Source organism: Chthoniobacterales bacterium, from assembly GCA_036569045.1.
In the GTDB taxonomy this organism is placed as follows: Bacteria; Verrucomicrobiota; Verrucomicrobiia; order Chthoniobacterales; family JAATET01; genus JAATET01.
This window is the reverse complement of sequence record DATCRI010000011.1, coordinates 57,452-69,445: the sequence shown is the minus strand read 5'-3', so window position 1 is coordinate 69,445 and position 11,994 is coordinate 57,452. Positions and strand designations below refer to the sequence as shown.

Genomic DNA, 11,994 nt, shown 5'->3' with positions numbered 1-11,994 from the left:
GCGGGTTCAACGGATGCCGGCGGTCTGCCGCTGGGTGTGACGAAGGACGAGCTCGCCGAGGATATTCACGAGAAGCGTGAGCAGCATGAGGATGAGAGCGGCGAACATGAGGGAAGAGATCTGGAGGCCGGAGGCTTCGCCGAACTGGTTGGCGAGGAGGCCGGCGAGGGTGCCACCGGGGGCGAGCAGGGAGGCGGTGAGGCGCGAGCTGTTGCCGATGAGCATGGCGACGGCCATCGTCTCACCCATGGCGCGGCCGAGAGCGAGAATGGTGGCGGCAACGATGCCGGGCGCCGCGGTGGGCAGGAGGACGCCGAGGATCGTTTCCCAGCGGGTGGCGCCGAGGGCGTAGCTGCCTTCGCGAAGGGTGGCGGGCACGGCGACGAGCGCGCTGCGGGAAATGGCGGTGATGGTCGGCAGGATCATGAGGGCGAGCACGAGGCTGGCGGTGAGCATGCTGTTGCCGTATGCGGGCGGGGCGAAGATCGTGCCGAGGACCGGCACGCCCTTGAACGCGACGACCGCCCATTGCCCGAAGGTCTGGACGAGCGGGATGACGACGAAGATGCCCCAGAGGCCGTAAACGACGGACGGGATGGCGGCGAGCATCTCGACGGTGAAGCGGATGAACTGCCGCGCGGGCGGGGGGAGAAAGTCTTCGCTGAGAAAAATGGCCACGGCGAGGCCGAGGGGGAGGGCGAGAAGGATCGCGATGACGGAACTGACGGTGGTCCCGATCAGGAAGGGGAGGACGCCGAAGATTTCGCGATTGGGCTGCCATTTGGCGCCGCTGAGAAAGCCGAAGCCGAATTTCTCGATGGCGGGCATGGATTGCCGGGTGATCTCGAAAATCATCCAGGCGAGGGTCGCGACGGTCGCGACGGAGGTGATGATGCAGAGGACGCGGAAGAGATCCGGGGCGCGCTTGAAGGACGCCAGGGAGCGGGACGTCCCGGTTTCCAGGGGCGCAGTGGCAGAGATGTCGGGTGCGGGATCCATGGAAAAAAGAGGCGACGCGGGTTTTATGAAGGCCCGCGTCGCCGGTGGAAGGTTACTTGACGGAGTCGAGGGCGGCGGTGGCCTTCTCGACGACCGGGGCCGGGAGCGGGATGTAGCCGAGGCCGGGAGCGAGCTTCTGGCCGTCGGTGAGGCCCCACTTCACGAAATCCTTGAGGGCGGCGAGCTTGGCGGCGTCGCCATAGGATCCGTAGAGGAGGAGCCAGGTGAAGGTCGCGATCGGGTAGGCGTCGGTGCCGGTCGGGTCTTCGGGCCAGATGCGGAGATTGGCGGGAAGTTCGACGCTGGCGAGGGTGGCGGCGCCGCTTTCGGCGGTGGGCTTCACGAACGTGCCGGCCTTGTTCTGCAGGCTGGCCATGGGGAGGCTGTTGCCTACGGCGTAGCCGAACTCCACGTAGCCGACGGTGCCGGGAGTCTGCTTGATGAGGGCGGTGACGCCTTCGTTGCCCTTGCCGCCGACGCCGACAGGCCATTCGACGGACTTGTCGCTGCCGACCTCATCCTTGAACGCCGGGCTGATGGCGGCGAGGTGCTTCGTGAAGACGAAGGTGGTGCCGCTGCCGTCGGAGCGGTAGGCGACGTTGATCGGAAGGGAGGGCAGGGCGATGCCGGGGTTGTCCTTCTTGATGACTTCGTCGTCCCAGCTCGTGATCTTGCCGAGGAAAATGCCGGTGTAGGCGTCGCGGGAGAGTTTGAGGTCGGTGATACCGGGGAGGTTGTAGGCGATGACGATCGAGCCGGCGGTGGCGGGGATCATCACGGCGCCCTTGGCGACTTTGGCGATCTCGTCGTCCTTCATGGCGGCGTCACTGGCGGCGAAATCGACGGTGCCGGCAATGAATTGCTTGATGCCCGCGCCGGAGCCGACGGATTGGTAGTTCACCTGCACGTCGGGGTGGGCCTTGTTGTAGTCGACGGCCCAGCGCTGGTAGAGCGGGGCGGGGAAGCTGGCGCCTGCGCCACTGAGCTGGACGGCATGCGCGGAGGCGGTCGCTCCAAGAACGAGCGCGGCAGCGAATCGGGAGAGAGTCGAAGTTTTCATGAGTAGGGTTTGGATTGAGGACGAAGCATGTCGGCGATGGCTGGAACCGTAAAAAGGCAACATGTCACGATTTCGTCACATGGATGGGTTGTGGCATTTCGAGGGTTGACTCACGAGCCCAAAAATCGCCGGTCCGGGGGATGAAGGGCGGAAGCGGGGGAAAGGTCGACCCTGGCGACGGAATCGGATGGTGAACTTCCGAAGAGCTTGTGAGTGATGCGGACGATCGGTAGCGTCCGGGCGGTTTTCGGCAATCCACCACTCACAATGCACGCGTCCGCTTCCGCTCCTCGTCGTTGGCTGCCTTTCGTTTTTGCAATTCTCGCGATGGGCATCGCGGTGGCGGGCAGTCTGGGAGCCATCCTGAAGGTTCCGCTCTGGGCAAACTGGGGGATTGCCTCTGCGGCGATGGTGCCGAATACCGCGGTGTGTGTGGTGCTGCTCGCGCTCGGTCTGATCCTGATGGCGCTCCGGGTGCGGCCGGCGGCTAGTGCCCTTGGTCTCGTGGTGACGTTGTTCGCGGGGATCGTGGTCTCGCAGTATTTCACGGGCAAGACCTACCGGGTGGACACCCTGTTCTTTGCGCCGTTGCCGGGAGGATCGGCGCGCATTTCGCCGAACGCGGGCACGGCTATCATCCTGCTGGGGCTGGCCATGGGAGCGTTTGCCTCGAGGGCGCGCTTCTGGGTGGGCGTAGGCGCGGCGCTGGGGAGCGCAGCGATGGCGGTGATCGTGCTGGCGCTGCTCGGCTACGCGACCGGGCTGCGCCCGGTGGCGCGCTGGGGGAACATCTCGGGGATGTCGCTGCCCAGCGCGACGGCGCTGTTTCTTCTGGCGACCGGATTTTTGGTTGCCCTCCGTGAGCGCAATCGCCGGTTCGACTTCGGCCCGGCCCTGTTTTTCACCGGCATTCTGATCCTTGCCTCGGTCGCGGCCACGGCGGTGTTGAGCAATTTCGGTCTGCTCGAGGGTCAGCGCGAGGTGCGGCACACGTTGGAGGTGCGGGACGTCCTGCGCCGAATCGGCCAGCAGGTGGAGGTCGCCGACCGGCTGGAGCGTTCGCATTACAACACGGGAGATCCCGCGACCGTGGGGCAGTTGAAAGCCGCCCAGGCCCAGCTCTGGAGTCAATACGGCGAGCTCAACAACCTCGTGAAGGACAATGTCTCGCAGGCCGCGCGGGCGGAGGCGCTGAACGACCTCCTGCGGCAGAAACTCGTCCAGAATGACAGGCTCCTCTCGATGGGCACCCTCGGACAGGTTGGGCTTGATGTCCGCAAACGAGAGGTCCTTGCCAGTCTGCAGGCCGGCGATGCCGTCGAAGCGAAGCTCAACGAGATGCTGGCCGAGGAGCAGCGCCTCCTTGGCGAACGCGGGACGCGGACGGAGCAACTCTCCCGGGAGAGTTTGGGGATGTTGATCGTTGCGGCGGGTGTCGCGGTGCTTCTCATTATCGCTGCGTTGCTGGCGGCCCGGGTGGCGGCCCGGCAGCGACGGCACGCTCTCGAGGAACTCGAGGCCCTGAACGCCCGCCTCGAGGTGCGGGTCCTCCAGCGCACCTCTGCGCTGGAGGAGGCGAATGCCGGCCTGCGGGCGGCGGAGGAGCGCATGCGGTTCCTTGCGGACACGATGCCTTACATGGTCTGGACGACCGATCCCGAAGGAAATCTCGAGTATTTCAACGAGGCCTTGGTCGACTATTGCGGGATGACTCGCGCGGATCTCAAGGACGGTCGCATGACGGAGGCCCTGCATCCGGATGATCGCGGACCGGCGGAGGCGGATTTCCGCCGGGCCCGGGAGACTGGCGAGCCCTACATGCGCGAAAATCGCTACCTGCGGGCATCCGATCAAACCTATCGCTGGCACGAGGTGCGCGCGCGGCCCGAGCGGAACGCCGAGGGCGCCATCATTCGCTGGATCGGCAGTTCCGTCGACATTCACGACCAGCGGCAGCATGCCGAGGAGCTCGCGCATCGGGTGGCCGAGGCGACTGAGGAACTGCGCGCCATTCTCGAAGGCGCCACGCATTTCATTTTTTCCGTGGATGCGGCGGGGCTCGTGCGGAGCTGGAACGTCGCGGCGGAGCGCACGCTCGGCTGGCGCGCGGCGGAGACGATCGGCCGCCCGGCGACTCTGGCGTGGCACAACCGTGACGAACTGATTCGCGCATTCGGTGGCGACGGAACGATCGAGGGCTTTTTCGAGCGGGCGCGCCGGGGCGAGGTGATCGAGCGCGAATGGCGACTCATGCGGCGGGGCGGCGGCGAGTTTCCGGCCTGGTTGAGCGTGACCTCGCTGCACGACGAGGACGAGGAGTTTTCCGGGGCGGCATTCATTGGTCACGACCTCACGGATCGCAAGCGCCTCGAGGCGAGCCTGGCGGAGGCGCGCGACGCCGCCGTCGAGGCCTCGCGTCTCAAGAGCGAGTTCCTTGCGAACATGAGCCACGAGCTGCGCACGCCGATGAACGGCATCATCGGCATGTCCGAGCTTCTGCTGCTCGCGCCGTTGCCGCCCGAACAGCGCGAGATGAGTGAGACGGTTCTCCATAGCGCCGAGTCCCTGCTCACGATCATCAACGACATTCTCGATTTTTCGAAGATCGAGGCCGGGCGCATGCATCTCGACGCCCAGCCGTTCGATCTGCGTCGCGTGGTCGAGGATTGCGCGCTGCTGCTCGCGCCTCGCGCCCACGAAAAGGACGTGGAGCTGGTGCTCGATTGCGACCCGAATCTCCCGGCCCGTCTGGTGGGCGATGGGGGGCGCATCCGCCAGGTCGTGATGAATCTCACGGGCAACGCGGTGAAGTTCACGCAACGCGGCGAGGTGCTCGTGCAGGTGAAGCTTGTCCACGCCGCGGGCAACCGCGCGGCGATTCGCGCGGAAGTGCGCGACACCGGGGCGGGCATTCCGGTGGAAGCGCAGGACCGCTTGTTCGAGCCCTTCACGCAGGCCGATGCCGCCACGACGCGCCGCTTCGGTGGCACCGGCCTGGGCCTCGCGATCTGCCGGCAGCTCGTGGAATTGATGGGCGGGGCGATCGGCTTCGACAGTCGCGAGGGCGAGGGATCGACGTTCTGGTTCGAGCTCGAACTTCCTCTCGCCGAAAGCCAGCCGGGAAGCTTGTCGAGCGACGGGCTCGTCGGACGGCGGTTTCTCGTCGTGGACGACAACGCGAACAATCGCAAGGTCGTCGCCGCGCAGCTCGCCGCCATGGGCGCAAATTCCGAGTGCGTGGCGAGTGCCGCCGAGGCCATCGAGGTGCTCGACCGGCAGTTCGAACCCTTCTCCGCGGCCCTGCTCGACTGGCACATGCCCGAGCGGGACGGCGCCTCCCTGGCGCGGGAGCTGCGCGAGTCCGGCCGGGTGCGGGGACGGGGCGCGGATCAGCTCGTTCTGCTCTCGTCGGCGGCCTCGCATGGCCTGATCGACGGGGAGCATCTTTTCGACGCGATCCTCACGAAGCCGGTGCGCGGCGCGGAATTGCGGCGCACGCTGTTGCGGCTGGTCGGTGCGGCGGATTCCGCGCCGGCGAGTTCTTCGGCGCCCGCCTTCGTCGAGTCCGCCAGCGGTCTCGAGCTTCTGCTGGTCGAGGACAATATTTCCAACCAGCGCGTCGCAAAGCTGCTGCTCGAGCGGCTCGGGCATCGGGTCGATGTGACCAGCGACGGCGAAACCGCGTTGCAATTGATCGCCGAGCGCCGCTACGACGCGGTCTTCATGGATTGCCAGATGCCGCAGCTCGATGGTTACCAGGCCACGCAGCGCATTCGCTCCGGCGAGGTTCCTGGCGTGAATCCGCGGATCACGGTGATCGCCCTCACGGCCAATGCCATGCCGAGCGACCGCCTGAAATGCCTGAGCGCGGGCATGGACGATTTCGTGACCAAACCCGTCCGGCTCGACGACCTCGGTGCGGTGCTCCGCCGCTGCGGGTTGACGGCGTAGCGCGGCCGCCGTCGGTAAAGAAGACGGGCCCCGCGGAAGGAATCCACGGGGCCCGGATTGTTCGAAGAGTTCGCGAGCGGTGATTAGAAGATCACGCTGCTCTGGACGCCGAGGATGGTGGCGTTCTGGACGTTGCCCGTGCCGTTCGGCTTGATGATGTATTGCACGAAGGGCTGGGTGTAGAGCCACTTGTTGAGCTGGATGCGGTAGCCCGCTTCGAGCACGGCGGTGTAGTTCGGCTGGTTCACGTTGCCGACGTTTTCCTGAAGGTTCTCGATGTTGGAGAAGCTGTAGGAGCCGTAGCCGAACGCGAGGAGCGTCTGGTCTTCGTCGCGGCCGGGGATGAGGCCGACGTAGCTGAAGCCGGTGTGGAAGTAGAACGGCAGGATGTTGTTATACTTCGGCGCGAAGGTCACGAGGTTGAACATGTAGAGGCCCTGCTTGCTGAGCTTTGGCTTTTCCATGGAGACGGGCTCCTTGAAGCTCTTGCCGGACTTGTCGTCCACGACGGACTTGCTGTCGGACGGGCCCTTGGCCAGGACCTCGACCTCGGGCGACGGCTCGCGGAAGAACTGCTGGTCGGCCTGCCCGTAAAAGCCGTATTGGCCCGCGTAGCGCTCGCCGAAGAACGAGTTGTTGCCGACGCCGAAGTAGTAGCCGCCGATGGCGTATTTGCCGTCGAGCTTGGCTTCACCGAACGAAGGCGTGACGCCGGTTTCCGCCATCCAGAGGGTGCCGTTCCGGCTGGGATCCTGCGCGTAGCCTTCCATGGCGAGGCCGTGGTTCGAGCTCGAGGTGGCGCTGGGGAAGGCGAGGAATGCGCCGCCCTTCATGTAGAACCACTCGGTAGGCTTCAGCTTCAGCGTGCCGCCCCAGGTGGAGTAGCTCGACGAGAAGGGAATATTGCCGCCGATGCCCTTCGAGGATTCGAAGGTGTTATTCACGAACAGCTTCGAGAGCGGCTGGTCGATGAATTCCTTCTGGGGCTGGATCCAGCCGCCGCGCAGAGTGAGGAACTGCTTCACGCCGAAGGCCTCGGGCGTGGCGTATTCCAGACCGAAGGTGATGAGGCGCCACTGCGTGCCGGACTGGAAGTGCGACGGCTGGAAGTTGCCGCTGGCCTGCACGAAGTTGTTCGGGTTCGAGTCGGCGCGGGAGTCGCGATAGCGCACGCCGCCGAAGGCCGAGAGACCCTCGAGGGCCTCGACGTCGAGGAGCTTGTCGAATTTCACCGTGGCCGCGAAGGCAAGTTCCTGGTCCCAGAAGCCGCGGGAGCCGCGCTGGCTGTCGACGACGCCGTAGTAGTCGCCGGTGTATTTCGCGCTGAAGTTGATGCCGCGGTCTTCGAGAAGGTCACGCACGCCGAACCAGTTGCCCGTGGCGTATTTTCCGTTCCACCAGGCGGAGAGGGCGCTTTCTTCGGAGACGGTGATGTCCGATGTGGAGGCGGACGTGGAGGTGCCGGCCAGCGAGGGCGAGGGCGCGCCGGCGATCACGGAAGCGAGCAGTCCGAGGGCGCCGAGGCAGCCGGCGGGGCGAAGGCGGGATTTCGAGGAGGTTTTCATAGTTTTTGGAAGAGGGGGGCGATCTTGCCGCGCGAGGAGGAGACGCAAAGTTGGCCAATGTGACGATTTCGTAACATGGGTTCCGGCCCAGGTCCGGCGCGTTTGAGCGTGGACAATCCCGCCGAAATCCCCCATGTAAATTTCCTGCGATGACGACGACCGCTCCCCCGCAAACGGAAGTCCCCCTCCTCAACGTCCAGGTCGACGGCGAATGGCGCCAGTTCCCCAAGGGCACCCGGCTCATCGAGGCCTGCATGAAGGCCGGCCAATACGTCCCGCACTACTGCTACCACCCGAAGCTCAGCTCGCCGGGCAACTGCCGCATGTGCCTTGTCCAGCTCGGCATGCCGAAGATGGGCGCGGATCGCAAGCCCGAGCTCGGCGAGGACGGCCACCCGATCCTGAATTGGAGCCCGCGCCCGGCCATCTCCTGCGCCACCGAGATCAGCGAGGGCATGGGCGTGCGCACCACCGGCGAGCTCGTCGAGGACTGCCGCAAGGGCGTGATGGAGTTCCTCCTCATCAATCACCCGCTCGACTGCCCCATCTGCGACCAGGCCGGCGAGTGCCGCCTCCAGGAATTTTCCGTCGAATACGGCAAGGGCGAGTCCCGCTTCATCGAGGAGAAGGTCAAGAAGCCCAAGCGCGTCGACATCGGCGAGCGCATCGTCCTCGACGACGAGCGCTGCATCATGTGCTCGCGTTGCATCCGCTTCATGCAGGAGGTTGCGCACGACGACGTCCTCGGCTTCGTGAACCGCGGCAGCCACACCACGCTCACCGTCTATCCCGGCAAGCGCCTCGACAACAACTACTCGCTCAACACCGTCGACATCTGCCCCGTCGGCGCCCTCACCAGCAAGGACTTCCGCTTCAAGATGCGCGTCTGGTTCCTCAAGGAGACCAAGACCATCGACACGAACTGCGGCACCGGCACGAACATCGTCATCTCCTCGCGCGAAGGCATCGTCCACCGCATCACCCCGCGCGAGAACGACTTCGTGAACTCCTGCTGGATGCCCGACAGCCACCGGCTGAATTTCCATTACCTCCACGATGCGGACCGCCTCAAGACGCCGCTCGTGAAGAACTCCCCCGTCGCGTGGAGCGAGGCCATCGCCACCGCCGCCTCGCGGCTGAAGGCCCTCGAGCCCTCCCGCCTCGCGATGATCGCCTCCGCCCGCATGACGAACGAGGAGCTCTTCCTCGCCCGGCGGCTCGCCCAGGCCCTTGGCATCGACCAGATCGACATCCTGCCCCGCCCGCAGGAAGGCGACGGCTACCTCATCGCCAACGACGGCAATCCGAACACCACCGGCGCGAAGCTCCTGGGCATGCACCTCCCCGGCCGGCTGCAGGATATCGGCGCCGGCGTGGCCAGCGGCTCCATCCGCGGCCTGCTTGTGCTCGGCGAAGACGCCACCAAATGCGGCATCGCCGCCGGCGACCTCGCGAAGCTCGACACCCTCGTCGTCCTCGACATCCTGCCGAACAACACGACCCCGCACGCCACCGTCCTGCTCCCGGCGAGCGCCCCGGCCGAGAAACGCGGAACAATGATCAACCTCGCCGGCCGCATCCAGCGGCTGAACCGCGCCATTCCCGCCCCCGGCAAGGCCCGCGACGACTGGGAAATCCTCCGTGACCTCACCGTGGCCGTCGGCGGCCAGAATGGCGTCTACTCCATCGAGGAAGTCTTCAAGGCCATGGCCGCCGAGGTCCCGGAGCTCGCCGGCCTGTCGATGGCCGCCATCGGCGACCTCGGCGTGGAGCTGAACCTCGGCGAAGCGATCGCCCGGCGCTAAAGGGAGCAACCTCCGGCCGTAATGACTGCTCGCGGTTTCGGGAATGTCGGATCGAACGGAGCCAAATCACCCGCCGTCAGAGACGACTGGGCTTCGCCCCACCCGGGCATTCTCCGTCCAGAGCGAAAGGCCGCCGCGTCGCAGCCTCACAGAGTATTCTCGCGGCCTCGAAGAGCGCCATCGCCGAAGGACACTCCCCGCCGGCAACCCTCAATATACGACTGGCCAAACACCTTCAGTCGTATAATCACCGGTTAGGCATCATGGAGACGCGCCTCATAGAGACTCTGGATGAGATTATTGTGCTCCTCCGGCAGTGCGACGAGGATGAGACCCGCATCGAGCAGTTCCTGAGTTATCGCGAACGAGTGCGTCGTAATCCATGCGACCGTGATGTGCTTGCAGCCCTGCGAATACTTTGTGGGCCGCGAGGCTTCTTGGGTGACTCACCGCATTACCCAAAAGCGCAGAGCGGTTTGACGCAGTTCCAAGTAAACGAACGTGTGTGGCGTTTGGTTGAGCAGATGGATCAAGTCCTGATGGAGGCAGGCAGTGATGCCTAACCATGCGCTGCAGCGAACCCGGCTTGAGCGTCGCGGTTGCAATCATGGCGTCCCGTGGGCCGGGTCGCTGAGCTTGGGTCGTTAGGCCTCAAACACGCCATGCGCTCACTCTTCTTTATAACTCTCGCGTTGTTAAGCGGCTGCGAGAAGCCCGATTTGCCAGAACCGCCCCGCACAATTGACCACGAGTTGCGCACTTTCATGGGCATTCGCACGCTGGACGCGAGCTTTACATTGCCGGATTCTGCTTCTGCCTACTATCCAGTCACGTTACTTTTCGCCGACGGCCAGCAAGTGGCCGAGATAAAAGGTCCCGCGATGATGAGTGTCGGAACCCATCAACCGCAACCCTTCCGCGGACATATTCAGCTTCTGTGGCAGTTCGAGTCGAATCAGTTCCGACGAGCGGCTATTGTGGACGGCTCCAATTCCCGAGACTTGAGCGACGCCTTTCCCCATTGGCAGCAGTTTTCGTCCGCTGGTTGGCGTCCAGTGCCGATGGATGAACATCTATCGTATCAGGGTGTTTCCATTCTAGGGCTATTGGCCTCTTCGTCAGCGCCACAACTTTATCCGACTTCTGCGACACTCGCGACCGCTGCAAAGTATGTTGTGGCTATCGGGATCGTTTATGATAGCGATTCAGCAGCATTACGGACACGCTTTCTGTCCGCACCCAAATGAGGCCTAATCATGCGCTGCAGTGAACGGCTCCGGCTGTCGCTCAGCTTGGTGTCGTTAGCTCTCTGAGCATCTCGCGCTCCCCTGTAGGAGGGCAAAGTTGACGAGACCTTGCCTCTGGTCGGTCATTCACCAGAACTGGTCAATCGTTCGCCAGGGCTGGGCGATCATCGGCCAGCCTCGTCTTACAGAGGGGCTGATCTGCCGAGAGTTGGCTTTTCAAGCCCGGGCTGTCGTGCGCGAACTCATGCGGCGGCCGGAGGAGCCGGCGACGCCGGTGGCCTACTCCGTCGTGCCGAAATACTTCTCGCGGAGCTTCTCGGTGGTGCCGTTTTCGCTGAGGGTGAGCAGGGCCTGATTCACGCGTTCACGCAGGGGGCTGTCCTGCTGCAGGGCGAGGCCGTAGTTGCTGATGTCGAACTCGCCGGCGATGGGCATGAGGCCGGAGTAGGCTTCCTCCTTGAGGGCGTATTTGAGGATGGGCGCGTCGTAGACCACGGCCTTCACCTTGCCGGCCTTCAGGGCGTCGAGGGCCGCTCGCACGTTGGGGAAGCCCTGCACGCGGGCTCGCAGGTTGTTGAGGATCGTCACCGAGGCGCTGCCGGCGACCGTGGCCACGGATTTGCCCTCGAGGTCCTTCGGTGAGTTGATGTCCCCCTGGAGGGTGTTCACCGTGAGCGTGCTGGCGAAGCTCGCCGTGAGCAGGGAGACGAGCACGATGCTCAGCAGCATCCACGCGATCGCCACGAGGCGCCCGCCGACGCCGATCGGGCCCTTGTTGTCCGCGCCGCCGACGAGGAGCGTGCTGATCGACCACCAGAAGGATTCCCACATGCCCGCGACGTAGGGCTTCGGCCACATGTCTTCGTTGACCTTGTGCTCGAACATCCAGACGAGGTGCGAGATCACGAGCATCACGAAAATCAGCAGCGCGAAGGAGCCGACGAAGCGCCAGTTCAGCACCGTGCTGACGACGGACCAGATCGAGCCGCTGTCCCCGGTGCGTGGCACGACGATCTGCTGGCCGGCGGCGAAGAAGGGCTGCGAGAAATCGATGATCTTCTCGCGCTCGGCGGTGATGCTGAGGGCGCCGACGCCGACGTCCGCCGTCTTTGCGGCAACGGCCTCGACCATTTGTTTGGGCGTGTCGACGAGGGTGAGCGTCGCGTCCACGTTCAGCTCCCTGGCGAGGTTTTCCCAGAGTTCCATCGCGAAGCCGGTGCGCTTGCCATCCTGCTCGAAGGAGAAGGGTTCCACGTTTCGGGTGACGATTTGGACGGTTTCCGCCGAGGCCGTGGAGAGGAACGATGCCGCGAGCAGCGAGAGGACAACAAGGAGACGCATGGAGGCCGGCAATCTGCGAAGGCGTG

General features: G+C 64.7%; 8 protein-coding genes. 4 read left to right on the top strand and 4 right to left on the bottom strand.

The window, feature by feature from the left end:
- Positions 1-6: 6 nt before the first annotated feature.
- Entirely contained in the window at positions 7-999 is a 993-nt protein-coding gene (pstC, locus tag VIM61_03180; protein ID HEY8899387.1) for a phosphate ABC transporter permease subunit PstC, read from the bottom strand.
- Positions 1,000-1,051: 52 nt separating this feature from the next.
- Positions 1,052-2,059, bottom strand: a complete 1,008-nt coding sequence (gene pstS, locus VIM61_03175; GenBank protein HEY8899386.1) for a phosphate ABC transporter substrate-binding protein PstS — start codon at positions 2,057-2,059, stop codon at positions 1,052-1,054.
- Between the two features lie 327 nt (positions 2,060-2,386).
- Between pstS and VIM61_03170 the strand changes: the two genes are divergently transcribed.
- Positions 2,387-6,010, top strand: coding sequence for a response regulator (locus VIM61_03170; GenBank protein HEY8899385.1), 3,624 nt, complete (start codon positions 2,387-2,389; stop codon positions 6,008-6,010).
- Between the two features lie 83 nt (positions 6,011-6,093).
- On the opposite strand, the gene VIM61_03165 is transcribed toward VIM61_03170, so the two are convergent.
- On the bottom strand, positions 6,094-7,575 hold the full coding sequence (locus VIM61_03165; protein ID HEY8899384.1) for a carbohydrate porin: 1,482 nt from the start codon (positions 7,573-7,575) through the stop codon (positions 6,094-6,096).
- 149 nt (positions 7,576-7,724) lie between these two features.
- Between VIM61_03165 and VIM61_03160 the strand changes: the two genes are divergently transcribed.
- From VIM61_03160 to VIM61_03150, 3 genes are all read left to right on the top strand, one after another.
- A complete protein-coding gene (locus tag VIM61_03160) occupies positions 7,725-9,380 on the top strand; it encodes a molybdopterin-dependent oxidoreductase (GenBank protein HEY8899383.1) in 1,656 nt (551 codons plus the stop codon).
- Between the two features lie 263 nt (positions 9,381-9,643).
- Positions 9,644-9,943 (top strand): hypothetical protein, encoded by a 300-nt coding sequence (locus VIM61_03155; GenBank protein HEY8899382.1) that lies wholly within the window; start codon positions 9,644-9,646, stop codon positions 9,941-9,943.
- 99 nt (positions 9,944-10,042) lie between these two features.
- Positions 10,043-10,627, top strand: coding sequence for a hypothetical protein (locus VIM61_03150; GenBank protein ID HEY8899381.1), 585 nt, complete (start codon positions 10,043-10,045; stop codon positions 10,625-10,627).
- A 279-nt stretch (positions 10,628-10,906) separates the two neighbouring features.
- On the opposite strand, the gene VIM61_03145 is transcribed toward VIM61_03150, so the two are convergent.
- Complete coding sequence (locus tag VIM61_03145; GenBank protein HEY8899380.1) at positions 10,907-11,968, bottom strand: transporter substrate-binding domain-containing protein; 1,062 nt, start codon at positions 11,966-11,968, stop codon at positions 10,907-10,909.
- Between the last annotated feature and the right edge of the window lie 26 nt (positions 11,969-11,994).